This window comes from Cellulosimicrobium sp. GQ32, assembly GCF_059758455.1.
The window spans coordinates 215,767-242,083 of sequence record NZ_JCAXEP010000004.1; the positions used below are offsets into that span (position 1 = coordinate 215,767).

General features: G+C 73.4%; 23 protein-coding genes. 11 read left to right on the forward strand and 12 right to left on the reverse strand.

Annotated elements, in window-relative coordinates; genetic code table 11:
- Positions 1 to 440 precede the first annotated feature (440 nt).
- The 4 genes from AC6CH9_RS09055 to AC6CH9_RS09070 all read left to right on the forward strand — a co-directional run bounded on the left by AC6CH9_RS09055 (position 441) and on the right by AC6CH9_RS09070 (position 5,948).
- Positions 441 to 1,799 (forward strand): quaternary amine ABC transporter ATP-binding protein, encoded by a 1,359-nt coding sequence (locus tag AC6CH9_RS09055; protein ID WP_498154581.1) that lies wholly within the window; start codon positions 441 to 443, stop codon positions 1,797 to 1,799.
- Positions 1,796 to 2,665, forward strand: a complete 870-nt coding sequence (locus AC6CH9_RS09060; protein ID WP_471697397.1) for an ABC transporter permease subunit — start codon at positions 1,796 to 1,798, stop codon at positions 2,663 to 2,665. Before AC6CH9_RS09055 ends, AC6CH9_RS09060 begins: the two co-directional genes overlap by 4 nt.
- Positions 2,666 to 2,769: 104 nt before the next feature.
- Complete coding sequence (locus tag AC6CH9_RS09065; protein ID WP_498154582.1) at positions 2,770 to 3,714, forward strand: glycine betaine ABC transporter substrate-binding protein; 945 nt, start codon at positions 2,770 to 2,772, stop codon at positions 3,712 to 3,714.
- Positions 3,715 to 3,788: 74 nt separating this feature from the next.
- On the forward strand, positions 3,789 to 5,948 hold the full coding sequence (locus AC6CH9_RS09070; RefSeq protein WP_498154583.1) for an acyltransferase family protein: 2,160 nt from the start codon (positions 3,789 to 3,791) through the stop codon (positions 5,946 to 5,948).
- Between the two features lie 49 nt (positions 5,949 to 5,997).
- Here the strand turns inward: AC6CH9_RS09070 and AC6CH9_RS09075 are convergent, their stop codons facing one another.
- The 3 genes from AC6CH9_RS09075 to AC6CH9_RS09085 all read right to left on the reverse strand — a co-directional run bounded on the left by AC6CH9_RS09075 (position 5,998) and on the right by AC6CH9_RS09085 (position 9,500).
- Positions 5,998 to 6,750, reverse strand: coding sequence for an ABC transporter ATP-binding protein (locus tag AC6CH9_RS09075; protein ID WP_498154584.1), 753 nt, complete (start codon positions 6,748 to 6,750; stop codon positions 5,998 to 6,000).
- A complete protein-coding gene (locus AC6CH9_RS09080; RefSeq protein WP_231581751.1) occupies positions 6,750 to 7,568 on the reverse strand; it encodes an ABC transporter permease in 819 nt (272 codons plus the stop codon). The genes AC6CH9_RS09075 and AC6CH9_RS09080 overlap by 1 nt, the downstream gene beginning before the upstream one ends.
- A gap of 78 nt (positions 7,569 to 7,646) precedes the next feature.
- Entirely contained in the window at positions 7,647 to 9,500 is a 1,854-nt protein-coding gene (locus AC6CH9_RS09085; protein ID WP_498154585.1) for a glycosyltransferase, read from the reverse strand.
- A 271-nt stretch (positions 9,501 to 9,771) separates the two neighbouring features.
- Here AC6CH9_RS09085 and AC6CH9_RS09090 point away from each other — a divergent pair, with 271 nt between their 5' ends.
- From AC6CH9_RS09090 to AC6CH9_RS09100, 3 genes are read left to right on the forward strand one after another with little or no spacing between them, the layout of a single operon-like run.
- Positions 9,772 to 11,346, forward strand: coding sequence for a LicD family protein (locus AC6CH9_RS09090; RefSeq protein WP_498154586.1), 1,575 nt, complete (start codon positions 9,772 to 9,774; stop codon positions 11,344 to 11,346).
- Between the two features lie 12 nt (positions 11,347 to 11,358).
- Positions 11,359 to 11,595 carry a DUF6752 domain-containing protein gene (locus AC6CH9_RS09095; protein WP_498154587.1) on the forward strand — a complete coding sequence of 79 codons (237 nt, stop codon included), beginning with the start codon at positions 11,359 to 11,361 and terminating at the stop codon, positions 11,593 to 11,595.
- Between the two features lie 49 nt (positions 11,596 to 11,644).
- Positions 11,645 to 12,574 (forward strand): glycosyltransferase family 2 protein, encoded by a 930-nt coding sequence (locus tag AC6CH9_RS09100; RefSeq protein ID WP_498154588.1) that lies wholly within the window; start codon positions 11,645 to 11,647, stop codon positions 12,572 to 12,574.
- Between the two features lie 67 nt (positions 12,575 to 12,641).
- Here AC6CH9_RS09100 and AC6CH9_RS09105 read toward each other — a convergent pair whose 3' ends face one another.
- The 4 genes from AC6CH9_RS09105 to rfbB all read right to left on the reverse strand — a co-directional run bounded on the left by AC6CH9_RS09105 (position 12,642) and on the right by rfbB (position 16,136).
- Positions 12,642 to 13,340, reverse strand: coding sequence for a phosphocholine cytidylyltransferase family protein (locus AC6CH9_RS09105; protein ID WP_498154589.1), 699 nt, complete (start codon positions 13,338 to 13,340; stop codon positions 12,642 to 12,644).
- An 88-nt stretch (positions 13,341 to 13,428) separates the two neighbouring features.
- Positions 13,429 to 13,617: a Trm112 family protein gene (locus AC6CH9_RS09110; RefSeq protein ID WP_141389178.1), complete on the reverse strand. Its 189-nt coding sequence runs from the start codon at positions 13,615 to 13,617 to the stop codon at positions 13,429 to 13,431.
- Complete coding sequence (locus AC6CH9_RS09115) at positions 13,614 to 15,086, reverse strand: phosphomannomutase/phosphoglucomutase (protein ID WP_498154590.1); 1,473 nt, start codon at positions 15,084 to 15,086, stop codon at positions 13,614 to 13,616. Before AC6CH9_RS09115 ends, AC6CH9_RS09110 begins: the two co-directional genes overlap by 4 nt.
- Before the next feature lie 54 nt (positions 15,087 to 15,140).
- A complete protein-coding gene (rfbB, locus tag AC6CH9_RS09120; protein ID WP_498154591.1) occupies positions 15,141 to 16,136 on the reverse strand; it encodes a dTDP-glucose 4,6-dehydratase in 996 nt (331 codons plus the stop codon).
- A 122-nt stretch (positions 16,137 to 16,258) separates the two neighbouring features.
- Here rfbB and rfbA point away from each other — a divergent pair, with 122 nt between their 5' ends.
- Positions 16,259 to 17,122: a glucose-1-phosphate thymidylyltransferase RfbA gene (gene rfbA, locus AC6CH9_RS09125; protein WP_498154592.1), complete on the forward strand. Its 864-nt coding sequence runs from the start codon at positions 16,259 to 16,261 to the stop codon at positions 17,120 to 17,122.
- On the opposite strand, the gene rfbD is transcribed toward rfbA, so the two are convergent.
- Positions 17,095 to 17,991, reverse strand: a complete 897-nt coding sequence (gene rfbD, locus AC6CH9_RS09130; RefSeq protein WP_498154593.1) for a dTDP-4-dehydrorhamnose reductase — start codon at positions 17,989 to 17,991, stop codon at positions 17,095 to 17,097. The genes rfbA and rfbD overlap by 28 nt on opposite strands.
- Before the next feature lie 37 nt (positions 17,992 to 18,028).
- Between rfbD and AC6CH9_RS09135 the strand changes: the two genes are divergently transcribed.
- Positions 18,029 to 18,646, forward strand: a complete 618-nt coding sequence (locus tag AC6CH9_RS09135) for a dTDP-4-dehydrorhamnose 3,5-epimerase family protein (RefSeq protein ID WP_498154594.1) — start codon at positions 18,029 to 18,031, stop codon at positions 18,644 to 18,646.
- A 4-nt stretch (positions 18,647 to 18,650) separates the two neighbouring features.
- Here AC6CH9_RS09135 and AC6CH9_RS09140 read toward each other — a convergent pair whose 3' ends face one another.
- The gene (locus AC6CH9_RS09140; RefSeq protein WP_047232115.1) at positions 18,651 to 19,004 is read right to left on the reverse strand and encodes a DUF3499 domain-containing protein; all 354 of its coding nucleotides are present in this window, start codon (positions 19,002 to 19,004) and stop codon (positions 18,651 to 18,653) included.
- Positions 19,005 to 19,282: 278 nt separating this feature from the next.
- Between AC6CH9_RS09140 and AC6CH9_RS09145 the strand changes: the two genes are divergently transcribed.
- The gene (locus AC6CH9_RS09145; RefSeq protein WP_498154595.1) at positions 19,283 to 19,696 is read left to right on the forward strand and encodes a metallopeptidase family protein; all 414 of its coding nucleotides are present in this window, start codon (positions 19,283 to 19,285) and stop codon (positions 19,694 to 19,696) included.
- 14 nt (positions 19,697 to 19,710) lie between these two features.
- Here AC6CH9_RS09145 and AC6CH9_RS09150 read toward each other — a convergent pair whose 3' ends face one another.
- From AC6CH9_RS09150 to AC6CH9_RS09160, 3 genes are all read right to left on the reverse strand, one after another.
- Positions 19,711 to 21,477 (reverse strand): DUF5719 family protein, encoded by a 1,767-nt coding sequence (locus AC6CH9_RS09150; RefSeq protein WP_498154596.1) that lies wholly within the window; start codon positions 21,475 to 21,477, stop codon positions 19,711 to 19,713.
- Positions 21,478 to 21,481: 4 nt separating this feature from the next.
- Positions 21,482 to 24,847 carry a glycosyltransferase gene (locus AC6CH9_RS09155; protein WP_498154597.1) on the reverse strand — a complete coding sequence of 1,122 codons (3,366 nt, stop codon included), beginning with the start codon at positions 24,845 to 24,847 and terminating at the stop codon, positions 21,482 to 21,484.
- Positions 24,848 to 24,977: 130 nt separating this feature from the next.
- Entirely contained in the window at positions 24,978 to 25,307 is a 330-nt protein-coding gene (locus tag AC6CH9_RS09160; protein ID WP_082141085.1) for a WhiB family transcriptional regulator, read from the reverse strand.
- Positions 25,308 to 25,486: 179 nt separating this feature from the next.
- Between AC6CH9_RS09160 and AC6CH9_RS09165 the strand changes: the two genes are divergently transcribed.
- The gene (locus AC6CH9_RS09165; protein ID WP_498154598.1) at positions 25,487 to 26,284 is read left to right on the forward strand and encodes a TIGR03089 family protein; all 798 of its coding nucleotides are present in this window, start codon (positions 25,487 to 25,489) and stop codon (positions 26,282 to 26,284) included.
- Positions 26,285 to 26,317: the final 33 nt, after the last annotated feature.

Sequence of the window (26,317 nt, forward strand, 5' to 3'; positions counted from 1 at the left end):
GACGACGGTGCCGACCGGCCCCGGCGAGCGGGACGCCCGCGGCGGGCCACACCGTTCGTCCGGCGCGCGCGCCCGGGCGCGCGCGTAACACGAATGCTTGACCATCTCAAGATCACAAAGGGATAACGATCCGTGATCGTTCATCATCCGCACCGTTCCAACGATGCTCGGTCAAGAATCGTCCTGGAACAACCCCTGATCCACGACCTCTAGGTAGAAGTTGAACCTCGAATCAGGCAGGGTGTTGGAGTACCGATTGACGTCGGACCAGCATGTGGCCCGCTGCGCGCCGAGCGCGGAGGTCGCCCTCGGGCGCCCGACCGCGACGCGATCAGGGGGCCACGTGCCACGCTCCCGAGACGCCGCCGCCGGACCCCTCTGGCGCCGTCCTCGCGCGGGGCGTGCCGGTCCCCGCACGGAAGGTGGCGAGACCCGCCCGCATGACTGCCCCCAGCATCACCCCGCCAGACAGCACCAGCGCAGCACCCGAGCAGCCCGAGCCGAGCACCACAGCCGCCGACGTCGCCGTCTCCGTCCGCGACGTCTACAAGGTCTTCGGCCGCCGGCCCGTCGAGGCCATCCGGCGCCTCGAGCAGGGCGCGTCGCGCGACGACGTCAAGGCGCTCGGGACCGCCGCGGTCATCGACGCGTCCTTCGAGGTCCGCCGCGGCGAGATCTTCGTCGTCATGGGCCTCTCCGGCTCCGGCAAGTCCACGCTCATCCGCATGCTCAACGGCCTCTGGAAGCCGACCGCCGGCCACGTGGTGGTCGGCGGGACCGACCTCGCGTCCACCGACGCCAAGCAGCTGCGCGCCCTGCGCCGCCGCAGCGTGAGCATGGTGTTCCAGCACTTCGCGCTGCTCCCCCACCGCACCGTGCTCGACAACGCGGCCTACCCGCTCGAGATCCAGGGCGTCGGCAAGGCCGAGCGCCGCGAGAAGGCGCGCACCGCGCTCGACCTCGTCGGGCTCGGCGGCTGGGAGGACTCGCTCCCGTCCCAGCTCTCCGGCGGGATGCGCCAGCGTGTCGGCCTCGCCCGCGCGCTCGCCGCCGACACCGAAGTCCTGCTCATGGACGAGGCGTTCAGCGCGCTCGACCCGCTCATCCGGCGCGAGATGCAGGAGCAGCTCCTCGACCTCCAGCAGCGCCTCGGCAAGACGATCGTCTTCATCACGCACGACCTCAACGAGGCCATGCACCTCGGCGACCGCATCGCCGTCATGCGCGACGGGCGGATCGTCCAGATCGGCACGGCCGAGCAGATCCTGTCCGACCCGGCCAACGACTACGTCGCGCAGTTCGTCGCCGACGTCGACCGCACGCGCGTCCTCACGGCCTCGTCCGTGATGGTGCGCCCCGCGGTCGTCGTGCCGGTGAGCGGCGGGCCGCGCCAGGCGAGCCGGGCCATGCGCGAGGCGCAGGTGTCGGCCGCGTACGTCGTCGACCGCCAGCGCGTGCTGCACGGCGTCGTCCGCGACGACGACGCCGTGGCCGCGCTCAAGGCCGGCAAGGAGTCCATCGGGGACCTCGTGCACGACGGCGTCGCCCCGGTCTCGCCGGACACGCCCCTCGCGGAGATCTTCGCGCCCGCCGCCGAGTCCTCGCTCCCCGTGCCGGTGACCGACTCCGAGGGTCGCCTCGTCGGCGTCGTCCCCCGCGTCACGCTGCTCGAGGCCATGGTCCCGCCGGACCAGCCGCGCACCGGCGAGATCGACCTCGGCACGCCGGTCGTGCCGGACGAGACCCTGACGGACGCCGCCGTGGACGCCGACCCGACGACCGAGGGAGGTGCCGCGTGAACGACACCCTCGTCCCCCGCATCCCGCTCGGCGAGTGGGTCGACACGTTCGTCGACTGGATGACGACGACGTTCCGACCGCTCTTCCGCTTCGTGAAGGACGTGCTCGTCGGCATCTACGACGGCCTCGACGCCGTCCTGTCGAGCCCGCCGTTCTGGGTCGTCGCGCTCGCGCTCGCCGCACTCGCGCTCCTGGCGAAGGGCTGGAAGCTCGCGCTCGGATCGCTCGTCGGGTTCGTCGTGATCGCCGGCGTCGACCAGTGGGACAACGCGATGGACACGCTCGCGCTCGTCCTGCTGTCGGCCGTCCTGGCCCTCGTCGTCGCGATCCCGCTCGGCATCTGGGCCGCGCGGAACGACCGCGTCTCCACGGTCGTGCGACCCGTGCTCGACTTCATGCAGACCATGCCGGCGTTCGTCTACCTCATCCCGACGGTCGTCATCTTCCTCACCGGGCCCGTGCCCGGGATCATCGCGACGATCATCTTCGCCATGGCGCCCGGCGTCCGGTTCACCGAGCTCGGCATCCGGCAGGTGGACAAGGAGGTCGTCGAGGCGGGCCAGGCGTTCGGGTCGACCCCGGGGCGCATCCTGCGCCAGATCCAGCTCCCGCTCGCGCTCCCGACCATCATGGCGGGCGTCAACCAGGTCATCATGCTGTCGCTCTCCATGGTCGTCATCGCGGGCATGGTCGGCGCCGGCGGCCTCGGCAACGACGTCGTCGCCGCGCTCCAGCGCGTCAACGTCGCGCTCGGCTTCGAGGCCGGTCTCGCCGTCGTCATCCTCGCGATGTTCCTCGACCGCGTGACCTCCGCCCTCGGCGACCGCGCGCCCGTCTCGCGCGCCCTCGCCGCCGCGCGCGTCTGAGCGCGTCCCGCACCGTGCCCGGCCGCAAGCGCCGGGAAGCCGCCCGCCGCGCCCCCGCCGTCGGGCACACCGACCGGGTCCGCTCGGACCCAGGGAAGGACAGCATGACCCCCGCACGCACCCGCACCACCCGCCGTACCGTCCGCAGCTCCGCCGCCGTCGCAGCGACCGCCGTCCTCGGCCTCGCCCTCACCGCCTGCGCCTCCGACTCCGGTTCCGGTGGCTCGGACGGCGGCTCCACCGGGGAGGACGAGACGTCGGTCTCCATCGGCATCCCCTCCGGCTGGGACGAGGGCATCGCCGTCTCCCACCTGTGGACGGCGATCCTCGAGGAGGAGGGCTACGACGTCTCCTCCCAGACCGCCGACGTGGGCGTCATCTACACCGGCCTCGCCGGCGGCGACTTCGACGTCACGCTCGACGTGTGGCTGCCCTACACCCACGCCTCCTACGAGGAGGAGTACGGCGACCAGGTCACCGACCTCGGGTACTGGTACGACGACGCCAAGCTCACCATCGCGGTGAACGAGGACTCGCCCGCGCAGTCGCTCGAGGACCTCGCCGGCATGGCCGACGAGTACGGCAACAAGCTCGTGGGCATCGAGGCGGGCGCCGGCCTCACCAAGATCACCCAGGAGCAGGTCATCCCGACCTACGGGCTCGAGGGCATGGACTACTCCATCTCCTCGACCCCCGCGATGCTCGCCGAGCTCAAGGGCGCGACCGACGCCGGCGAGAACATCGCCGTCACCCTGTGGCGCCCGCACTGGGCCTACGACGAGTTCCCCGTCCGCGACCTCGAGGACCCCGAGGGCGCGCTCGGCGAGGCCGAGAAGATCCACATGTGGGGCTCGTCCGACTTCGAGGAGCGCTACCCGACGCTGACCAAGCTGTTCGGCGCCTTCACGCTGGATGACGAGCAGCTCTTCTCGCTCGAGAACATGATGTTCAACTCCGACGAGTACGCCGACGAGGCCGAGGCCGTCCAGGCCTGGCTCGAGGCGAACCCGACGTTCGTCGACGACCTCAAGGAGGCCGCGGGCGTCTGACGCCCCGACCGGAGCACGAGCGCGGCGGCCGCCTCCCGTACGGGGGACGGCCGCCGCCTCTCTATCATCGTGCGGTGACCTCTCCCCAGACCGAGCTCCGCACGCACCCCCCGCGGCACGCCGCGCCCCGTGCGTCCGGCGGCACGCCGGCAGCGCCCCGGACGGACGTCCAGGCGCTCCGCGCGATCGCGGTCGGGGCGGTCGTCCTCAACCACCTCTGGCCGAACCGGCTCCCCGGCGGCTACGTCGGCGTGGACGTCTTCTTCGTCATCTCCGGCTTCCTCATCACGTCGCACCTGCTCAAGGAGCTGCTCTCGACGGGACGTGTCCGGCTCGCGACGTTCTACGCGCGTCGCGTCCGCCGCCTCCTTCCCGCGGCGCTCCTCGTCCTGACGGTCTCCGCCGTCGCCGTGTGGGCCTTCCTGCCGTACACGGCATGGTCACGCAGCGCGCAGGAGATCGCGGCGTCCGCGTTCTACGTCGAGAACTGGGCGCTCGCCGCGCGCTCCGTGAACTACTCCGCGCTCAACGACGACGCCACCGTCGCCCAGCACTACTGGTCGCTCTCGGTCGAGGAGCAGTTCTACCTGCTGTGGCCGCTCCTGCTGCTCGGCCTCTACCTCGTGGCCGTCCGGGGCGGACGCACGGCGGCACGGCCGCGCCGCGTCGTCGCCGTCGGGGTCCTCGCCGTCGGCGCGCTCTCGCTCGTCCTGAGCGTCGTCATGACCGTCCGCTCCCCGAGCGAGGCGTACTTCGTCACCCCGGTCCGGTTCTGGGAGTTCGCGCTCGGTGGTCTCCTGGCGCTCGGCGCGACCCGGGTGCGGCTGCACGGCGCGGCGGCGAACGCGCTCGCCCTGGTCGGGTTCGCGACCATCGCCGCCACCGCGCTCGTCTACGACCACGCCACGCCGTTCCCCGGCTGGCTCGCTGCGATCCCCGCGCTCGGCACGGCCGCCGTGATCCTGGCCGGCACCGAACGGCGTCCGCTGCTCCACGACCGGGTCACGGCGCTACGCCCGGTCCAGGTCCTCGGCGACGTCTCCTACTCCGTCTACCTGTGGCACTGGCCCCTGATCGTCGTGGCTCCGTTCGCGCTGAGCCGATCGCTCACGACCGTGGACAAGCTCGGCATCGCCGTCGCGTCCGTCGCGCTCGCGTGGGTCACCAAGACCCTGGTCGAGGACAAGGGACGGACGTGGCGCTGGGCGTCGGTCCGGCCGCGCCGGTCGTTCGTCCTCATGCTGGCGGGCATGGCGGTCGTCGGCGCGCTCGCCCTGGCGCTGCACGCCGCCGCGGGACGGTCCGCGGCCGAGGCGGAGCGCGCGGCGCAGGAGGCGGCTGCCGCCGACGCCGCGTGCCACGGGCCGGCCGCGCTCGCCCCCGGCGCGCCGTGCGACGACCCGTTCGGCCCTGCCGTCAACCCCGTCCTGGGCGAGGAGAGCAAGTACTACGTCCTCGACCACCCCGACGCGTGCGGGCAGGCCGGGTCCTGGCTGGAGATCGACGGCACCAGGACGACCGTGCGGTGCGACTTCGGTGGGGGGCCCGACTCACCTCGGGTGTGGGTCATGGGTGACTCCCATGCGCAGCAGTGGCAGGCACCGCTGCTGGAGATCGCCGACGAGCAGGGCTGGCAGGTGACCCTCAGCTTCCTGGGCGCCTGTCCGCCGGCCGACGTCGAGTACGTCGGGTACCGGGGGAACCCCGCGACCCGGGAGAAGCGCGCGCAGTGCGACGAGTGGCGCGACGCCGTGCACGACGAGATCTCGGCCGAGAGGCCAGACATGGTGTTCACGTCGAGCTTCGCCCGTGCGGAGCAGGTCGACGACGGCACCGGCCGGAGCGCGACCGAGCAGTACGTCGAGGGCTTCCGATCGTACTGGCGGCCGTGGCTCGAGGCCGGGACCGACGTGTACGTGCTCGGCGACCCGCCGATGAACGGCATGGTCCGCGACAAGGACTGCGCGATCCTCAACCCGCAGTCACCGGTCGAGTGCGCGGTCGACCGGGGCGTCGCCCAGCCCGCCGACCCCATGCTCGAGGCGGCGAGCACGCCGAGCGACGGGCCGGGGCGGCTCGTCCCCGTCGACCTCAGCGACCGCTTCTGCGACGCCGACCGGTGCTACGCCGTCGTCGGAGGGCTCCCGGTCTACGCGGACCGGGACCACCTGAACAAGCAGTACGCCCTGGGCCTCGTCCCCGAGATCACGGCACGGGCCGGGCTGGACGGGTGACCGCCCCCTGACGGAGAGGTCCCGCCGAGACGGGGAATTCCCGCCTGCGTCACCGCTCCTTCGCGTACTGCTCCAGGACGTCGTCGAGCGGCCCGTCGGCGCGCAGCTCACCACCGCGCAGGTAGAGCCCGCGGGTGCAGAACCTCCGCAGGTCGTCGTTGTTGTGCGAGACGAGGAACAGGGTGCGCCCGGCGGAGAGCAGCTCGCCGATCCGCTGGTAGCACTTGTCGCGGAACGCCTTGTCCCCGACCGCCAGGACCTCGTCCACGAGCAGGATGGGACCGTCGAGCTGCGAGACCACGGAGAAGGCGAGACGGACCTGCATCCCCGAGGAGTAGTGCCGGTACGGCGAGTCGAGGAACTTGTGGATCTCGGCGAAGTCGACGATCTCGTCGAAGCGCTCGTCGATCTCCTTCTTCGACATCCCGTGCAGGCCCGCAGCGAGGTAGATGTTCTCCCGGCCCGTGAGGTCGGGGACGAACCCTCCCGTGATCTCGATGAGCGGGGAGACGTCGGCCTTGACCGTCGCCCGGCCCTCGTCCGGGAGGAGGACGCCCGTGACGACCTTGAGGAGGGTCGACTTGCCCTGCCCGTTCCGACCGATCACCCCGATCGCCTCGCCCGGCGAGACGTCGAACGAGACGTTGCGCAGCGCCCAGAACGAGTCGCGGGCCGGTCCCTTGTCACGACGCAGGATCATCTGCCGCAGGCCCGCGCTGCGGCGGCCGCGGTCGAACTGCACGCCGACGTCCTTCACCGAGATGATGGGGTCGGGCAGCCCGGAGAACGTGGTCGCTGCCATCACAGCTCCTTCAGCATGGAACGCTCGGTCCGCGCGAAGACGATCCAGCCGAGCACGAGGGTGAACACCGAGACCCCGCCGGCGATGGCGATCGCGTCCCAGTGCACGGCGTCGGGGAAGAACCCCGCCCGGAACGCCGTGATGATCCCGCTCATGGGGTTGAGCAGGTAGAGCGTCTTGAGGAGCTGGGGGATGTTCGCGTTGTAGACGTCCTGGATCCCGTACAGCACGGGCGACGCGTAGAAGAGCACACGCATCGCGACTCGGATGAGCGGCTCGATGTCGCGCAGGAGCACCTGCAGCGGCGCCAGGAGGAGACCGACCCCGGCGAGCAGGACGAGCTGCATGAGGATCGCCACCGGGAAGAGCCAGATGTGGCCGTTGATCTCCGGCTGGAAGATGAGGAGGAACACCGCGAGCACCGGCATCGAGAACCCGAACTCCACGGTCTTCGACATCACCACGCGCAACGGCCAGACCTCGCGGGGCAGCCGGGTCGACCGCACCAGGCGGGAGTCGTGCTGGAGCGAGTTCGCGCTGTCGCCCACGCAGTTCTGGAACCAGGTCCAGGGCAGCAGCGCGGCCAGCAGGAAGATGATGTAGGGCTCTTCCCCGACCGAGCGCGGGAAGATCTTGGTGAAGACGAACCAGTAGACGGCCGCCATGAGCAACGGGTCGAGGATCGACCAGAAGTACCCGAGCAGCGAGTCCGCGTACCGGACCTTGAGATCACGCCGGACCAGGAGGCCCAGGACGGAACGGGCCTTCCACAGCGCCATCGGCCTGTTCACGGCCGCGACGACGCCTGTATCACTCACTTGTTCCTCCACGCGCTGGACGCCTCGCACCCGAGGCCGTCGCACACCCTACCGTCGCGGGAACCCGCGGACGGACGGTCAGTCGTCGCCATCGGTGATCCCGATCGTCGCGCGCCATGCCGCGGGGGCGACGAGCGCGGACGCCTGGTCGCGGTACGCCTTCTGCACCTCGGGCCAGCGCCGCTTGAGCTCTCTGTGCAGCGCGAACGACTCCCGCCAGAGCGCGACGAACGCCTTGCGGTCTCGCACGTACCAGTTCCCCGTACGGTCCTCGCCGGCGAGGACGAGCACGCTGTCGTACCGCGGCAGCTCCCACCAGACCCCCTGGCCCCGCTCGAGCTGGGTGTCGGGACGGCTCCGCTTCTCGGGGCGCACGGGGACGAGGAGCTGACGCGCGACGGAGCGCAGCGTGAAGACGGCGAGCGCTACACCTCGGGGACCGTGCCTCCGGGCGGTGGGCGGCACGTCCTTGCGGGCCGGCACCGGGGCCGGGGCATCGACGGTGTAGCTCCGGGCCTCGCCGAACTCCTTGGCCAGCGCCCGCAGCTCACCGAGGCGCGTCCCCATCGTCGCGTGGAGCTCGCCCGGGCCCTTCAGCACGTCGCGGAGGGCCGCGTTGCGGAGCGTCACGGCGTAGTACTGCATCGAGAGGAGGTGCTTGAGGTTGAGCCGGCTGCTGTCCGCGAGCAGCGCGCCGCCGTGCTCCTCGTTCGAGTGGATCAGCCCCGAGACCACGCGGTTGCGGGCGTGGAAGTACGCCTGCCAGTCGATCGCGTCGTCCTTGTCCTGCCACGTGATGTGCCACAGCGCGACGCCGGGGAGCGAGACCGTCGGGATGCCGGCCGCCTTGGCGCGCAGCCCGTACTCCGCGTCGTCCCACTTGATGAAGTACGGCATCGACAGCCCGATCTCGCGGACGACCTCCACCGGGATCAGGCACATCCACCAGCCGTTGTAGTCGGCACGCGGCCTGCGGTGCAGCCAGCGGGTCGCGCGCAGCGACTCGTCCGAGAAGTCGACGAGGCGGTGGTCGGGGTCGGCGGGGCCCCACATGAAGTTGGACTGCTGCACGACCTCGCTCACCGCGTGCAGGTTGGTGGGCCGGTACATGTCGAACATGTGGCCGCCGACGATGGTGGGCCGCGAGCAGGCGTCCGCGAAGCGCACGGCTCGGAAGATGCTCTCCGGCTCGACCGCGACGTCGTCGTCGAGGAGCAGGACGTGCGTGGAGCCGTGCGCGACCGCCTCGAGCATGCCGCGCGAGAAGCCGCCCGAGCCGCCGAGGTTGGGCTGGTCCACGATCTTCAGGCGGTCCCCGAGGCCCTCGCGCGCCTCGTCGAAGCCCGGCTCCGCCGCGACCTTCTGGGTGCCCTGGTCAACGACGACGACCCGGTCCAGCACCTGGCGCACGTCGTCGTCCGTGCCCAGGGCCCGCAGCGTCCGCACGCAGTAGTCGGGCTTGTTGAAGGTCGTCACGGCCACGGTCACGGTGCCGTCCGCCGCGGTCCCGTCCACGTCCCAGCGCCCGGGGCCGATCTCGACGTCGGTCGACGCCGTGATCTCGAACCAGCACCAGCCGCCGTCGGCCGCCCCCGCCGTGGCCACCTCGAGCCGGACGGTCTCCTCGCCGTCGAACCGGACCGCCTCGAGCCGCGTGGCGTGCCCGCGGGCGTCGGTGCGCACCAGGCGGACCTGCCCGCGTCCGGCCAGCTCGATCTCGAGCGTCACGGTCTTCACCGCGGTGTTCGCCGCCCAGTGCATCAGGGGGAAGGCGTTGAAGTAGGAGGCGAACGAGACGTCGCTCCCCGCGACCAGCCGGGCCGTGCGGCGCGAGACCACGTCGATCGACGACGTCGCACCACGAGGGCTCTCGACGTACAACGGGAGCTTGTCCAGGTCCGTGGGGTAGACGACGTGCTGGACGGTGATCACGGTGGGCGCCTCGCAGGATGGGTCGAAGATCCGGACGGCCGAAGACGTGCGCAGCACCCGCAGAGGCGGCGCGTCGGCTCGATGGCACAGGCTACCGGGCCGACCGTTCGGGACGGGCGAAATCGGCGCGGTTCACAGAATGTGCAGATCGCGTTCACGAACACGTCGGGGACAGGTCCGCCGCACGACGCTGACGTAAACTCGGGTCGGCCCCGGGGCGGTCCTCCTGCACCCGCGGCACTCGTCGAGACCTCCGATCCGAAGGGCACCCATGCCGCGTCGTCCCACCGCGACGTCCCGTGAGCTGCGCGCGAGCCGCACCCTCCTCCGACTCCCCGCACGCGTCCCGGACCATGTCTCCTCCCTCGACGTCCTCGTCAACGACCACCGGGTGTGGTCGATCGACCTCGTCTCGGACGAGACGCTCCGCGAGCGGCTGGACCACTCGTGGCCGGCACCGATCACGCCGTTCCTCGACGGCACGGCGCAGATCGACGTCGCTGACTCCACGACCGGGGACGTCCTGTGGAGCACCTCCGTCCGGTTCGGCCGGAGCGAGCGGCCCGTCGAGGTCGTGGACGCCCTGGGGCGGCACGTCGCGCTCAACAAGTGGGGCCGGCTCGGGAAGACGTTCGACGGCGCGGACGAAGGCTTGCAGCAGCGCCTGCTCGACCGGCTGGACGTGCTCGTCGAGCTCCTGCACGAGCTCGGTCTGCGGCCGTTCGTGGTCGGCGGCACGCTGCTCGGCGCCGTCCGCTCGGGCCACATCCTCCCGCACGACGACGACGCCGACCTCGCCTACCTGTCGGAGCTGAGCCACCCCGCGGACCTCTCCCTGGAGAACGCCCGGATCGCGACCGACCTCACGTCGCGCGGGTACGAGGTCGTCCGGCACAGCAACGCGCACCTCCAGATCACGTTCCGGCGCGACGACGGGCTCGTCGACGGCTACATCGACATCTTCACGGCCTTCTTCACCTCCGACGGCCAGATCAACCAGCCGTTCCACGTGCGCGGGCCGATGCGCCAGGACTCGATGCTCCCGTTCTCGACCGTCACGCTCGAGGGCCGCGACTACCCGGCGCCGGCCGTCCCGGAGGACTGGCTCGTCGTCAACTACGACGAGAACTGGCGCACGCCGCTCCCGGGGTACAAGCTCCGGACCCCGCGCGCGACGGCGCGCCGCTTTCGTAACTGGTTCGGCTCGTACAACTTCCAGCGCGACTTCTGGGAGGACCGCTACCTCTACGACCCGACGAGCGGGAGCGGCACGGACCTGCGCGGTGCGGACGCCCTGCTCGCTCGCACGGACGACGGCGAGCTGGTGGTCGACCTGGGCTGCGGCGCCGGTGCGGCGGCACGGCACCTGGCGGCGCACGGTCGTCGGGTCGTCGGCGTCGACTACGCCGAGTCCGCGCTGCTGCGCGCCCGCGGCCTCACCGGCGCCGCCGAGGCGGAGCGGGTCACGTGGCTGCGTCGCAACCTCATCGACTTCCGCGAGGCCGCGGACGTGATCGCCCTCCTCGCCGAGGAGGAGGGCCGTGTCCACGTGCTCGCCAACCACCTGCTGGAGCGACTCGGCCACCACGGCAGGGCCACCGTCTGGCGTACCCTGCGCCAGTACGCACGAGCCGGGAGCGTCGTGGCGCTCGTCGTCGACACCGTGCCGGACCCCGAGGTGACGTTCCGCGACCCGACGACCTGGCACCTGACGCTCGAGGAGATCGAGCAGGAGCTCGCCCCCCTGGGCCTCTCCCTCGACGGCACCACACCCCTGCGCGGGACCGCACGCGACGACGTCCGGCGGCCCGTGCTCACCTACCTGACCACCGCAGCCCAGAGCTGAGACGAGGACGACATGAAGCAGAAGATCATCGCCGTCGGCGACCGCGTGGCGCCTTCCCTCATGGCACGCCTGCGGGGCAGGCCGCTGCCGAACCACGCGCAGGTGCTCGAGGAGCTGGCGCAGCTGCGCGAGGACGTGCGCGACCTGCGCGCGGAGATCGACGAGTGCCGCCGGGACAACGTCCGCATCGCCGAGCTGACCGACATCGTCGAGACGCGGCTCGCCACACCTCGGTCGGTGGACGACTGATCGACCCGCACCGCCCCGGCCCGACCTCGACGGAACAGCGAGCACCCCTATGACCCAGACCCCCCACGTGGCAGCCGTCGTCGTGACGTTCAACCGTCTCGAAAAGCTCAAGAAGGGCATCGCCGCGATCCGCGCGTCGAGCGTCCCGCCGCAGACGATCCTGCTCGTCGACAACGACTCCACGGACGGCACCGGTGACTACCTGCGCACCATCGCGGACGACGAGGACATCCACGTCCTGTCGCTGCCGAAGAACGTCGGAGGCGCCGGCGGGTTCGCCGCCGGGCTGCGCCGCGCCCACGAGCTCGGGGCGGACTTCTTCTGGATCATGGACGACGACTGCTACCCGGAGCCGGACGCGCTCGAGCGGCTCCTCGACGAGCACCGTGCGGTCGAGGAGCACGTCCACGACCGGGTGCCCTTCGCCTGCTCCGTCGTCAAGTTCGTCGACGGTCAGCTCTGCGAGATGAACGAGGCCGTGACCACCTGGGACTGGCCGCGCTACCTGGTGCAGGGCCTGAACGCGGTCAAGGTCCGCGAGTGCACGTTCGTCTCCGTCCTGCTGCCCCGGTGGACGGTCGAGGAGCACGGGCTGCCCCTGGCCGAGTACTTCATCTGGTACGACGACAAGGAGTACACGAAGCGCCTGTCGGGCCGCACGCGTCCCGGCATCCAGGTGCTCGACAGCTACGTCGTGCACGACATGGGCGACAACAAGGGCGTCAACTACGGCCAGATCACCGCGCAGAACGTCTGGAAGTTCAAGTACGGCGCCCGCAACCAGTCGTCGTACCGCTGGCACTACGAGGGCAAGCTCTCGTGGATCACCTACGTGAAGAACGTGGTCGGCAAGATGCGCCAGGGCGGGGTCTCTCGCAGCCTCCAGGTCCAGATGGTCCGGCAGCTCCTCGCCGGCATCCGCTTCAACCCGCAGCCCGAGTTCCCCCGGTCGTCGCCGAAGGCGCCGAGCGCGAGCTGACGCCGAGCGCGCGAAGGGCCGGTCTCCCGGGGGAGATCGGCCCTTCGCGCGTCCTGGGACGGTCCTCTCAGAGGAACTCGTTCGCCCGCTCGAGGTCCTCGGCGAAGTCCACCTCGACGGCGTACAGGTCGGAGACGTCGACGGGGACCACCTGGAGCCCGTCCTTCTCGATCGCGACCTCGATGCCGCGCTCGAAGTAGTCCTGGTCGCCGACCTCGGCGAGCCGCGTCACGAGCGCGGCCTTGTCGGCAGGGGCGACGAAGTTGATGCCGACCGCCTCGCCGAGCGCCCCCTGGACGGTCTTCGAGAGCTCGTCGATCCGGCCGTCGGCGTCGACGGTGTACTTGACCTCCTCGTCACCGACCGCCGCCGTGTTGACGCTGACGAACGACTGCCCCGACTCGATGTACGGCTTGAGCCGCTCGAGGACGCGCGGGTCGAAGACGACGTCGCCGTTCATCCACAGGACCCCTCGGTCCGCGGTGGCTCGCAGCGCCTTGAGCAGGCTCTTGGACGTGTTCGTCTGGTCGTAGATCTCGTTGTACGCGAACGTCACGTCGGGCGCCGCCTCGAGGATCTGCTCGAGCTTGAACCCGACGACGACGAGCACCTGGACGTCACGGCCGAAGGCGCCGCGGACGTTGCCCAGCTGCTGGGCGAGGATCGTGCGCCCGTCCTTCAGCTCGGTCAGCGGCTTGGGGAACGGCCGTCCGAGGCGGGTCCCCATCCCGGCGGCCAGGATGACGACCTGGGGCGCGTTGCTCACGGTGTGTCCTTTCGTCTCTGGCTCCGGCTCGCCGACGAGCGGAGCACCGGACCGACTCTACCGACTGCGCCCCTCATGTCCTGCCGGGTCAGAGCTCGCGCGCGTCGTCCTCCAGCAGGACCGGGATCCCGTCGCGCACGGGGTACGCGAGCGGGCGGTCGGGGTCGGTGGAGTGCAGCTCGGGCTCTCCGGACGGCCCGGTGCCGTCCACGAGGCGGGCGCCGGTCACGGGGCAGCGCAGGGCCTCGCGCACCCAGGGGTCGATCTGCAGGCTCATGCTCGCTCCTCGTCGTCGTGCGTGCGCACGAGCGACAGGACGTCGTCGCGCACCTTCTCCATGATGTCCTCGTCGGCGGCCTCGACGTTGAGCCGCAGCAGCGGCTCCGTGTTCGAGGCCCGGAGGTTGAACCACCACTGCGGGTGGGAGTCCCAGTGCGAGACGGTCAGCCCGTCGAGCTCGTCGACCTCGACCGGGCCACCGCCCTGCTGCGTCACGTAGGCCTCGACGACGCGCGCACGGGCGGCGGGCACGTCGGCCACGGTCGAGTTGATCTCCCCCGAGGCGACGTACGGCTCGTACATCTCCCCCAGCGCCGACAGCGGGTGCGGCTGCGACCCGAGCGCGGCGAGCACGTGCATCGCCGCGAGCATCCCCGTGTCCGCGAAGAAGAAGTCGCGGAAGTAGTAGTGCGCGCTGTGCTCGCCGCCGAACACGGCGTCGTTCTCGGCCATCTGCGCCTTGATGAACGAGTGCCCGACGCGCGTGCGCACCGTCCGCGCGCCCGCAGCCCCGAGGAAGTCGGGCACGGCACGCGAGGTGATGAGGTTGTGGATCACCGTCGGCGTGCGCCCCGCCTCGACCTCCTTGGCGACCTCGCGCAGCCCCACGAGCGCGGTGATCGCCGACGGCGACACCGGGTCGCCGTGCTCGTCGACGACGAAGCAGCGGTCCGCGTCACCGTCGAACGCCAGCCCGAGGTCGGCGTCGTGCTCCACGACGGCGGACTGGAGGTCGAGCAGGTTCTTCGGGTCGAGCGGGTTCGCCTCGTGGTTCGGGAACGTGCCGTCGAGCTGGAAGTAGAGGGGCACGACGTCGAGCGGCAGCGCCGGCAGGCCCGCGGCGGTGCCGAGGACGGCCGGCACGGTGTGGCCGCCCATCCCGTTCCCGGCGTCGACCACGACCTTGAGCGGCCGGATCCCGGACAGGTCCACGAGCGCGCGCAGGAACGTCGCGTAGTCGGCGAGCGTGTCGCGGTCCGTGACCGATCCCGGCTCGGCCGCGGCGGCCGGGAGGCCGTCGTCGAGATACCCCTCCGCGAGCCTGCGGACCTCCGCGAGCCCCGAGTCCTGGCCCACCGGGCGCGCCCCCGCACGGCACAGCTTGATCCCGTTGTAGACGGCCGGGTTGTGGCTCGCCGTGAACATGGCGCCCGGTACGCCCAGGGCGCCGGACGCGTGGTAGAGCCCGTCCGTGGAGCACAGGCCGATCCGCACGACGTCGACCCCGGCCTCCGTGAGGCCGGCGGCGAACGCGTCCACGAGCTCGGGCCCGGAGTCGCGCATGTCGTGCCCGAGGACGACGCTCGCCCGGGCCGGCGCGTCGTCCGCCGCGACGGACACCTCCGGTAGGGCCACCACGCGGGCGAACGCGGCGCCGATGGCCTTCGCCACCCGAGGGTTCAGCTGGTCCGGGACGGTGCCGCGGACGTCGTACGCCTTGATGAGGTGGGAGAGGTCGGTCGTCACGCGCCCCAGCCTATCGGCGCCTGCGGCGCCCGCCGCCGGTCGGCGGCGCGCCCACTACTGCCCGCCGGCCGCGTACCGCGCCTCGGTGCGCGCCTTCGCGGGACGCCACCACGCCTCGTGGTCGCGGTACCAGTCGACCGTGCGGGCGATCCCCTCGGCGAACGACGTGTAGCGCGGCGCCCAGCCGAGCTCGGTGCGCAGCCGCGTCGCGTCGATCGCGTAGCGCAGGTCGTGCCCTGCACGGTCGGCGACGAGGTCGTAGTCGTCGCGGTCGCGCCCGAAGATCTCGAGCAGGTCGCCCACGACGTCGAGGTTGGTCCGTTCGCCGTCCGCCCCGACGAGGTACGTCTCGCCGACCGTGCCTCGCTCGACGATCGCCCACACCGCGTCGTTGTGGTCGTCCACGTGGATCCAGTCCCGGACGTTCTGGCCCGCGCCGTACACCTTGGGCCGGCCGCCGTCGAGGAGGTTGGTGATCTGCCGCGGGATGAACTTCTCCACGTGCTGGTACGGGCCGTAGTTGTTCGAGCAGTTGGAGATCGTCGCGCGTACGCCGAACGAGCGCACCCAGGCCCGCACGAGCAGGTCGCTCGACGCCTTGGTCGACGAGTAGGGCGAGGACGGGTCGTACGGCGTGGACTCGGTGAAGCGGCCCGGGTCGTCGAGCTCGAGGTCCCCGTAGACCTCGTCGGTCGAGACGTGGTGCAGCCGGACGCCGTGGCGGCGCACGGCCTCGAGGAGGGTGAACGTCCCGACGACGTTCGTCCGGACGAACGGCGCCGGGTCGGCGAGCGAGTTGTCGTTGTGCGACTCGGCGGCGAAGTGCACCACGAGGTCCGTCGACCCGACGAGCCGGTCCACGACGGCGGGGTCTGCGACGTCGCCCACCTCCAGCGCCACCCGGTCGCGCACAGGGTCCAGCGACCGCTCGTCGCCCGCGTAGGTGAGGGCGTCGAGCACGACGACCTCGACGTCGGGCCGTGTCTCGACCGTGCGTCGCACGAAGTTCGCCCCGATGAAGCCGGCCCCGCCGGTCACGAGCACCCGCACCGACGACCTCCTCGACCCGTTCCCCTGCCGCCCGCGAGTCTAGCGACGGGGGCCGCGCGCACCGGCGCGTCGGACGGCATTTCACCCTCCCCCGGCCCTCCTCCTCGTGAGAGCCTGCCGGGATGAAGGGGATCGTCCTGGCAGGTGGCGCGGGCACGCGTCTGCACCCGATCACGCTCGGGGTGAGCAAGCAGCTGCTGCCCGTGTACGACAAGCCGATGGTCTACTACCCGCTCTCGACGCTCCTGCTCGCCGGGATCCGCGACGTGCTGGTCATCACGACCCCGCACGACGCGGCGGCGTTCCACCGGCTGCTGGGCGACGGGTCGCAGCTCGGCGTCTCCATCTCCTACGCCGTGCAGGCCGAGCCCAACGGCCTCGCCGAGGCCTTCGTGCTCGGGGCCGACTTCCTCGACGGCGACTCGGCGGCGCTCGTCCTCGGCGACAACATCTTCTACGGGCCGGGTCTCGGCGACCGGCTCCAGCGCTTCGCCGGGATCGACGGCGGCGCCGTGTTCGCCTACCGCGTCGCCGACCCGACGGCGTACGGCGTGGTCGAGTTCGACGAGTCCGGGCGCGCGCTGAGCATCGAGGAGAAACCGGCCCGGCCTCGGAGCAGCTACGCGGTCCCCGGCCTCTACTTCTACTCGGCGGACGTCGTCGACGTCGCGCGCTCGCTCCGGCCGTCGCCGCGCGGCGAGTACGAGATCACGGACGTCAACCTGCACTACCTGCGCGAGGGGCGGCTCCAGGTCGAGGTCCTGCCGCGCGGGACGGCCTGGCTCGACACCGGGACGGTCGACTCGCTGCTCGACGCGAGCGACTTCGTCCGCACGATCGAGAACCGCCAGGGGCTGAAGATCGGGGCGCCGGAGGAGGTCGCGTGGCGACGCGGGTTCCTCTCGGACGAGGAGCTGCGCGTGCGGGCGACCGCGCTCGCGCCGTCGCGCTACGGCACCTACCTGCTGTCGCTGCTCGACACGTGAGCGCCCGGGTCCTCGAGCCCGGCGAGCACGTGCGGGGCGGCGGCACGCCACCGCTCGCGCCAGTCCCCGATCGGCTCAACCCCGAGGCGGCGCAGCGCGTCGTGCCCCAGCACGGACCACGCGGGACGGGGCGCGGGCCGGGCGAAGGCCGCGCTCGACGTCGGCCGGACGCCCTCCGGGTCGAGCCCCGCGGCCGCGACCACCTCGCGCGCGAGCTCCCACCACGACGCCTGGCCCTGGGCCGTCCCGTGGTAAGCACCGCCGGGCGCTCCCGCGCCGACAAGACGCACCACGAGGTCGGCGAGGTCCACGGTCCACGTCGGCTGACCGACCTGGTCGTCGACGACGTCGACCGATCCGCGGTCGCGCGCGAAGCGCGCGATCGTGCGGGGGAAGCACGCGCCGTGCGCGCCGTAGAGCCACGCGGTGCGGACCACCAGGGCATCGGGGTGCACGGACCGCACGGCCCGCTCCCCGGCCGCCTTGGAGCGCCCGTACGCGGAGCGCGGCGCGAGCGCGGCGTCCTCGGCGTAGCCGCCCGCGCGCGTCGCCCCGCCGTCGAACACGTAGTCCGTCGAGACGTGGACGAGCCGTGCCCCGTACCGGGCCGCGGACCGTGCCACGTGCTGCGCCCCCACCGCGTTCACGGCGAACGCGCGTGCCTCGTCGTCCTCCGCCGCGTCGACGGCGGTGTACGCGGCGGCGTTGACGACGACGTCCGACCCCCGCACCGCCGCGTCGACCGCGTCGGCGTCCGTGACGTCCAGGCCCGCGCGGTCGAGGGCCCGGACGTCCTCACCCCGGGCGTGCAGCAGGGCGACGAGGTCCGTGCCGAGCATCCCCCCGGCACCCGTGACCGTCCATCGCACCGCGACCACCTCCGCACGCACCCTACCGAGGAGCAGCATGAACGTCCGTGAGCTGACCGTCCCCGGCGCGTGGGAGCTCACCCCGCGCCAGCACGCCGACGAGCGCGGGGTCTTCCTCGAGTGGTTCACGGCGTCGGCCCTGCGCGGGGCGACCGGACGCGACCTCGACCTGGCGCAGGCGAACGCGTCGGTGTCGGGCGCCGGCGTCGTGCGCGGCGTCCACTACGCCGACGTCCCGCCCGGGCAGGCGAAGTACGTGACGTGCGTCGCGGGGTCCGTGCTCGACGTGGTCGTCGACCTGCGGGTCGGCTCCCCGGCGTTCGGGCGCTGGGACGCGGTGACCCTCGACGCGCACGAGCGCCGCGCCGTCTTCCTCCCGGAGGGCGTGGGGCACGCGTTCATGGCGCTCGAGGACGGGGCGACCGTCGTCTACCTCTGCTCGAGCGGCTACGCGCCCGAGCGTGAGCACGGCGTGGACCCGACCGACCCGGACCTGGCGATCGACTGGCCGACGACCGGTCCTGACGGGCGCGCCCTCGTCCCGTCGTTCTCCGCGAAGGACGCCGCCGCCCCGTCGCTGCGGGCCGCGCTCGAGGCCGGTGCGCTCCCCCGCGCCGACGAGGTCGACGCGTACGTGCGCACGCTCGGGGCGTGAGGGTTCAGTCGCCCTCGGCGCGCAGCACGCGCAGGTGGCCGCGCCGTCCGACCTCGGTGACGTCCGGCGGCTCGGGCTCCGTCCGGACCTTGCCCGCCTCGCGCACCGCGTCCGCGAGCGCCGACAGGTCGTCGTCGCTCGGGCCGGTCTCGACGAACTGCGGCGAGAGGCGGACGACCTCCCAGCCGCGGGGCGCGGTGAGGCGCTCCGCGTGCTCGGCGCACAGGTCGTAGCTGTGCGGCTCGGCGAGGTGCGCGAGCGGGCCCAGGACCGCCGTGGAGTCGGCATAGACGTAGGTGAGGGTCGCGACGGCGGCACGGACGCACGCCGTGCGCGAGCACTGCCTGACGGATCTCACGCGCTGACCTTACGCCCTCCGGGCGTGTCGTGGGGTCGGCACACGCCGTCCGGGACGCCGTGCCGCCGCAGGTGGGCGCGCTGCGCCGGGCGTCGGCGGGCTACAGTCGTCGTGTGCGTGGCAACACTCCTTTCCCCGGCTCACGGCCGGAGCCCGCCGGCACGGGGCGCCGAGCCCGAGACCGCTGGTCGCGGCGAGGCGCCGCCACCCCGCCCCCGGTCTCGTTCGACGAGCTCGTCATCCCGCCCCGTGCGCCCGGCCCGGGCGGACAGGGCCCGGTGCCGCGACGCCGCGACCGCCGTGGTCGCGGGATCCGCGGACCGCTCCTGCCCCCCACGGCACCTGCGAGCCGCACGCGGGCGGAGAAGTTCGACGACGTCGTCGTCGACGTCGTCGAGCGGGTCGAGCGCTCGTGGGCCAAGCAGCTGCGCGGGACGGAGTTCGCGGTCGAGGACGTCCCGCCGTCGGACCCGGCGCCCTGGGAGGACGGCGGCGTCCCGCTCGGCCGGTGCTTCCCCGCGGAGTCGGGGCAGCCCGCCCGCATCGTCGTCTACCGGCGCCCGGTCGAGGCCCGCGCGTTCGACGCCGAGGACCTGGAGGACCTCGTCCGCGACGTGCTCGTCGAACAGGTGGCGCACCTGCTCGCGCGGACCCCGGAGGAGATCGACCCCCGGTACACCGGCGACCGCTGAGCGAGCGCCGGTCCCTAGTCCCCGAGTCCCGCGGTGTCCGACGCGCGGACCGCGACCTCGCCGGGTGCGGGCGCGTCGACGACGGGCAGCAGGACCGAGAGCAGGCTCGGCGTCTCGTCGCCGTCGTCGCCGCTCGGCGGACCCGCGCTCGCCGTGACCGACCAGACCGCGTCCAGGTCCCCGCGCCCCCCGACGACGTCGACCGTCACGGCCGCGACCACCGCCTCCGAGCCCTCGGCACGCAGCGTGGCGGGGTCGAGCGTCTGCGCCGTGCCGGCGGCGAGCGTCACGGTCGTCGTCCCGGCCTCGGCGCCGTCCTCGTCGTAGGCGCGGACCCGGAGCTCGAGGCGTCCGGCCGCGTCGTCGCCGTCCTCCGCCGCGTCCGTCGTCGGGACCGCCGCGACCGTCAGCGCCGACGACGTCCCGGGGACGAGCGCGACCTGACCGGCGCGCGCGACGTCCTCGTCGACGGGGGCGTCTCCGCCCGCGGGGGCGCTCGTGGCGGGGGTCAGCGCGCGGGCCGCGATCCACGCCCGGTCGTACTGACGCTCCTCGTGCAGCAGGTCGGGGTCCGCCTCGCCGCGCCTGTCGACCGACGCCCCCGCGACGACAGGGACGTCCGCGTGCACGGCCACGGCGTACGACCCCTCGGGGAGACCGCCGAGCGAGACGTCGGTGACGACCCCCGGCGTGAGGGCGACGTCCTCCACGCCACGCAGCGGCACCGGCCCGTCCGCGCCGTAGACCGTGACGCGCGCGGTCCCGGTCGCCTCGCCCGGGGCGAGGAGGCGCAGCTGCGGGGCGTGCGGGTCGTCGACCGCCTCACCGACGCTCGCGACGCCGGCGACGGCCAGGTCGTGCGCCGGCGCCGCGCCCGGGACGACGTAGTCGACCCCCAGCGGGACCAGCCCGTCGAGCGTGGAGTGCTGGAGGTAGGCGGAGACGAGCCCGCCCGTCGCCGCGACGTGCACGACGAGGCGGCGCTGCTCGGGAGCCGCGGCCTCGACCAGCGTCACGACCTCCTCCCCCGGCCCGACGAGCTGCTGCCCGCCCCCGGAGAGCACGGCCGCGCCGCCCTGCCCCCAGACGTCCACCTGCACGACCGCCGGGGTGAGGCCGGGGTTCTGGAGCACGAGCTGCGTGCTGCTGCCGATCTGGGTGCTCCCGCCCACGAGCCACTGGCTGATGCCCGGCCGTGCGCAGCTCGCCGCGGCGAGGCCGCGCAGGTCGCCGGCGGTCGTCACGGAGCCGACGGACGCCGCGACCCGCGCCCCGGGGCCCTCGCCCGGGCGGACGGTCAGGACCGTGCCCGTGGCCGGGTCCTCGACGGTGCTCACCGTCGCGACCGCGTCGGGGGCGCGCTCGAGGGCTCGGGCGTCGGCGCGCGCGGCCGTGCCGTCGAAGGCGCCGAGCTCGGCCGACCCGTCGCCCTCCACGACGGCGCGCAGACTGCTCTCGGTGCCGACCGGCGCCGGGCCGAACTGCGCGTCGCCGACCGTCTCCGGATCGGTGAGCCGCGCGGGGCCCGGGCAGACCGAGACCTCCGGGCCTGGTTCGACGGCGACCTGCTCGACCGGGTCGACGGGGTCCGGCGCGGCGGGGACGAGCGTCGCGCCCGTGCTCCCGAACGCCGCCACGGCACCCGCCGCGAGCATCCCGACCAGGCCGGCGCCCGTCGTCGTGACGCGTCGCACCACCGCGCGCCGACTGCCGCGGGGCGTCCCGACGCTCGCCTCGTCCGGGACGGCCTGGTCCCGACCCTTCTCGTCCTGCGTCGTCACCGCGCTACCTCGTCCCCGCTCGTCGACGCCGTACCGGCACCGCGAGCAGCACGTACACGAGCAGGGTCACCCCTGCCACCGTCATCCAGCCCGACCGGTGGTCTGCCGCGTGGAACACCTCGAGGTGCCCGTCGGCAGCACCGAGGGCGAACGCCTGGAGCCCACCGGTGGTCGACGGGTCGACGGCCTCCAGGGGGCGGCCGTCGAGCGTCGCCCGCCACCCGGAGGAGGCGTCCTCGGCGAGCACGACGACACGGTCCTCGGATCCCGCCGGCACGGCCGTGTCGACCGGTCGGAGCGCCTCACGGTCGGCGTCGAGCGGCTGCGTCCCCGCGGCCGACTCGACCCGCGCGTAGGCGGGCTCGACCCCCTCGGGCGCCACGCGCCACACCAGTCCGGCGTGGCCCTCCGTCATGCGCTCGAGCCCGGGAACCGTGTCGAGGCGCGCCACGAGCTCCGCGCGCGCCTGGTCCTGCTCGACCGACGCCGGCAGGAGCACCGCGCCCACGCCGAGGCGCCCGAGACCGTCGGCCACGTCGGCGGACGTCCCGGAGACGAGGTCGGCGACGAGCCGGGGCAGCGCGCCCTCGGTCGCGCCGGAGTCTGCGGCCCGCCACGCCTCCACGACGACCGAGGAGTCGACGGCCTGCGGCCCGTCCGAGCGCAGGGCCGCGTACTCGACCACCCCGCCAGGAGCGAGCTCGAGGCTGAGGACCCGGGCCTGGCGCGGGGAGGACTGCATCTGTCGACCGACCGGCGGGACGACGGGCTGGGTCGTCGCGCGGACCGCGCCGACCCGCGCGTCGTCCCGGTCGAGCACGCCCGCCGTCCACGACGCCGCGGTGCCCAGCGGGAGCAGCGTCACGACGAGGCCGAGAGCGACGACGGCACCGGAGCGCCAGGGCGGCGCGCCGCCGTCGGGCAGCCGCGGCGCCCCGACGAGCGCAGCGCCAAGGAGCGCGAGGAGCACGAGCGAGGTGCCCGCCCCGGGCCAGCCCGTCACCGGAGCGTCCGGCGACGTCCCGGCCGCGACGACGGTGGAACCGGCGAGGATCGCGGTCGCGAGGCCGATCGCCGCGACGAACCACGCGCCGACGGCGAGGCGACGGCCGCGGAGCACGGCCACGACGGCGAGCGCCACGACCACCGCCCCGGCCGCGAACGGCGCCCACCGCGCGAGCAGGTCGACGGCGCCCGAGCCGTCGAGGCCGAACCATGCGTCCGGTGGCACCGGCAGGCCGAGGAGCTGCTGCCACGGCGGCGCGGCCGTGGCAGCGACGGGCGCGCCGGGGTCGGCCAGCAGGAGGCGCCACCCCCCGTCGCCCGCGGTCCTCGCGACGTGCACGAGGAACGGCGCGAAGAGAACGACGGCGGGGACGGGCACGAGCGCGAGGTAGCGGCGGTGCGCGGGCGCCCCGACCGCGACCACCACGAGCACGAGGACGCCGACCGGGAGGAGCACGGGCGATCCGGCGACGACGACGGCGAAGAGCAGGCCGGCGGTCGCGGCTGCGGCGAGCGACCCCGGCTCGCGCCGTGGGGAGGGGCGCGCGGCGTCGGGCGCGGCCGGTGCGACCGCGTCGACGCGCTGGAGCCCGAGGGCACGGACGACAGCGAGGGCGAGCCACGGCAGGGTCGCGTGCACGAGCACGGCACCCATGCGGCCCGCCCCGACGGCGGAGAGCAGCGCCGGCGCGGCCACCCACACGAGCGTGGCCCAGGCGCGCGCCGGGACCGAGCGGACGACGGCCCCCGCGGCGAACCAGGCGCCCAGCCCCGCCGCGACGAAGCACGCCGGCACCAGCAGGTTCACCGCGGTCTGCGTCGCACCCCCGGCGAGCAGGGAGGCGGGGACGAGCGCCGTGACGTAGGGGTCGGCCGGCGCCGGCGCGCCGAGGCCGGTCGTGACCCACCCTGTCGTGGCGGCGCGCCAGACGTCGCCGAGCGAGCCCGTCGCGGGGAGCAACGAGCCGCCGACGAGGCGCCCGCCGGCGAGCAGCGCCCCGGCGAGCGGGCCGAAAACGACGGCCGTGTAAGCCCCGAGGGCCACGACCGTCGCGGCGAGCCCCGCCCGCCGTCGCAACGCGAGGGCGCGCAGCTCCCGTCGCTCGATGTCGGTCGGGGCCCACGCGGTGCGCCGCTGCTCCGCCCGGGCCAGGCGACGGTCGCGGCGCTCGGCAAGGACCTCGCGCCACGTGCCGCGCAAGGGGCGCAGGGCACGACGCGGGAGTCGTCGGGTACGCCGGGCGGCGCGCCGCGCGCGCCACACAGGCCCGACCCGCACGAGCGCCCACAGCGGGGCGAGCAGCTCGTCCCGCGCGTGGCCGGGCTGCTTGACGAGCAGCCGGTACGCGGCGTGGAACGGCGCGCCCAGCACCATCGCCAGCGCGACGAACGGCAGCCACGGCGCCGCGACACCGACGAGCCGCGCGTGGAGCTGCGAGCGTCGCCGCGCGGCGGAGGAGGAGTCGGGGTCGGGCGCGGGGAGCGTGGTCGCGCCGCGGCGGCGGTCGCGCAGCCCGAGGAGCGACGCCTGTGCGTGCCGCACCACCGCCGAGGGCACGACGATCACGCGGTGCCCGGCGAGCCGTGCCCGGCGGCACAGGTCGAGGCCGTCGCCGAAAGGGCCGTACTCGGGGTCGGTCCCGCCGAGCTCCTGCCACACCGTGCGGCGCACGAGCGCGCCCGCGAGCCCGACGGCGAGCACGTCGTCGCGCGCGTCGTGCTGACCCTGGTCGATCTCGTCGTCGTCGATCCCCGTCATGCGGCGCCCCAGCGGCGTCGTCGTGACGCCGACCTCGACGAGGCGGCTCGCCGTGCCCGGCTCGAACGGCGCGGCGGGACCGGTCCCCGTGCCCACCGTCCACCGCTCCTGCTTGGGCCCCGCCACCGCGACCGCGGTCGAGTGCTCGACCGCGCGCAGGAGCTCGGCCAGCGCGTCGGGCGCGGGCGCCGAGTCGTCGTGGAGCAACCAGAGCCACGTGCCCGGCTCGACGTGCGTGAGCGCGGCGTCGACCGCGTCCCCGAACGAGCGCGCCCGCGGGGCCGCGACGAACCGCGCGTCCCCCAGCTGGAGGCCCTGGTGCTCGCGGGTCGCGTCGCCGGCGGCGGCGTCGACGACGACGACCGCGTGCGGGCTCGTCGTCTGGGCACGCAGCGCGGCCATCGTGTGCGCGAGGAACGGCGTGCTCCCGCGCGTGACGACCACGGCCGTGACGGTCGTGACGACGGGCAGCGCCCCGGTGACGGCGGCGACGATCTCGGGTGCCGCGACGACGCCCGGCACCGCGGCGGCACGCGCGGCCGCCCCCGGAGTGAGGTCGCCGGGGCGTGCGCTGCGCGCGGAGGTGGTGAGGTCGGAGGAAGTCATGTCCCGTCGATCATGCGACGGACACGGCTCCGGGCGCGGCATTTGCGCGCCCCGGTGTGGCGGGTGTCGTCACCCCGTCACGATGCGGCTCGGCGACCCGTACGCGGACCCGTCCGCGGTGCGCTCGTCGTCAGACGACGCGGCGCTTGAGCTTGCGGCGCTCGCGCTCTGAGAGACCGCCCCAGATGCCGAACCGCTCGTCGTTCTCGAGCGCGTACTCCAGGCACTCCGCGCGGACCTCGCAGCCCGTGCAGACCTTCTTGGCCTCGCGCGTGGACCCGCCCTTCTCCGGGAAGAAGGCCTCCGGGTCCGTCTGGGCGCACAGCGCCCGCTCCTGCCACCCCATGAGCGAGTCGTCGACCGGCTCACCGAAGAGCGGCAGCACCGGTGCCACGCGCTCCACCTCTCGTTCAGCGTCGGAGGGGAAGACCCCTCCCGTCCCGTCCAGCATGTTCCACATCGTGCGCCCCTTCATGCCGTTCGCCGGGCCTCGTGGCGAGAACCCCGCCGGAAACTGCATTGAAGAAATTACACGCGTGTCGTCCTCAGGCGTCAAGCCGAAATGTGATAGCGAGGAGGAGGCGAGGGGTGAAATTCCGACATGTCGGGAGCGGATACCCGCACTCTAGGGTGGTGTCCATGGTGACCGCTCCCCATCCCACCGGCCCCCGCGCCGAGCGCCCGGCACACGTCGCTGACCTGCTACGTCTCGTCACCCGGGACCCGGGCCGACCGCGGCTCACGTGGTACGGCGACGACGGCGAACGCGTCGAGCTCTCCGGCGCCGTGCTCGAGAACTGGGTCAACAAGACGACCAACCTGCTCGTCGAAGAATTCGACGCCGGCCCCGGCACACGCGTCGTTCTCGACCTTCCCGTGCATTGGCGCACGGTCGTCTGGGCGCTCGCCGCGTGGCGCGTCGGGACCACGGTCGTGCTCTCGGCCGTCGAGGACGACGGTACGACGGGTACGAGCGTCACGCGACCGGACGTCGTCGTGACGGCACGCCCCGACCGCTGGAGGGGCACCCGCGCCGAGCTCGTGGCCGTCGCGCTCCCCGCGCTCGCACGGCGCTTCGACGGGGACCTCCCGGCCGGCGCCGTCGACGCCGCGTCCGCCGTCATGACGTACGGGGACCAGGTCGGCTGGGCTCCCGAGCCGGACCGCGGGTCGGCCGCGCTCGAGAGCGCCGCCGGGACCGTCGCCTCGCACGCGGACCTCGTCCCGGGCTCGCCGTACCCGGAAGGCGCGACCACGGGCGCCCGCGTCCTGGCACGAGGCGACAGCCGCCTCGAGGAGGCGCTCCGCACGGTGCTCGCCGTCCTGGCCGACGACGGGTCCGTCGTCCAGCTCTCCCCCGGCCGCGCTCAGGTACTGGCCGAGGACGAGGCCGCACTGGCGCGGCTGGTCGCCACCGAGCGGATCACGGTCTCCTGACGCCGGTGGCGCGCACCCGTGCGGGTGCGCGCC

What these genes read in the sequence shown, in the direction of transcription:
- AC6CH9_RS09075 (WP_498154584.1), bottom strand. Translation starts at nt 6,750, where the DNA reads ATGGCAGCGACCACGTTCTCCGGGCTGCCCGACCCCATCATCTCGGTG.
- AC6CH9_RS09160 (WP_082141085.1), bottom strand. Translation starts at nt 25,307, where the DNA reads ATGTGGAACATGCTGGACGGGACGGGAGGGGTCTTCCCCTCCGACGCT.
- AC6CH9_RS09110 (WP_141389178.1), bottom strand. Translation starts at nt 13,617, where the DNA reads ATGAGCCTGCAGATCGACCCCTGGGTGCGCGAGGCCCTGCGCTGCCCC.
- AC6CH9_RS09055 (WP_498154581.1), top strand. Translation starts at nt 441, where the DNA reads ATGACTGCCCCCAGCATCACCCCGCCAGACAGCACCAGCGCAGCACCC.
- AC6CH9_RS09090 (WP_498154586.1), top strand. Translation starts at nt 9,772, where the DNA reads ATGCCGCGTCGTCCCACCGCGACGTCCCGTGAGCTGCGCGCGAGCCGC.
- AC6CH9_RS09065 (WP_498154582.1), top strand. Translation starts at nt 2,770, where the DNA reads ATGACCCCCGCACGCACCCGCACCACCCGCCGTACCGTCCGCAGCTCC.
- AC6CH9_RS09155 (WP_498154597.1), bottom strand. Translation starts at nt 24,847, where the DNA reads ATGACTTCCTCCGACCTCACCACCTCCGCGCGCAGCGCACGCCCCGGC.
- AC6CH9_RS09165 (WP_498154598.1), top strand. Translation starts at nt 25,487, where the DNA reads ATGGTGACCGCTCCCCATCCCACCGGCCCCCGCGCCGAGCGCCCGGCA.
- AC6CH9_RS09100 (WP_498154588.1), top strand. Translation starts at nt 11,645, where the DNA reads ATGACCCAGACCCCCCACGTGGCAGCCGTCGTCGTGACGTTCAACCGT.
- AC6CH9_RS09135 (WP_498154594.1), top strand. Translation starts at nt 18,029, where the DNA reads ATGAACGTCCGTGAGCTGACCGTCCCCGGCGCGTGGGAGCTCACCCCG.
- AC6CH9_RS09095 (WP_498154587.1), top strand. Translation starts at nt 11,359, where the DNA reads ATGAAGCAGAAGATCATCGCCGTCGGCGACCGCGTGGCGCCTTCCCTC.
- rfbA (WP_498154592.1), top strand. Translation starts at nt 16,259, where the DNA reads ATGAAGGGGATCGTCCTGGCAGGTGGCGCGGGCACGCGTCTGCACCCG.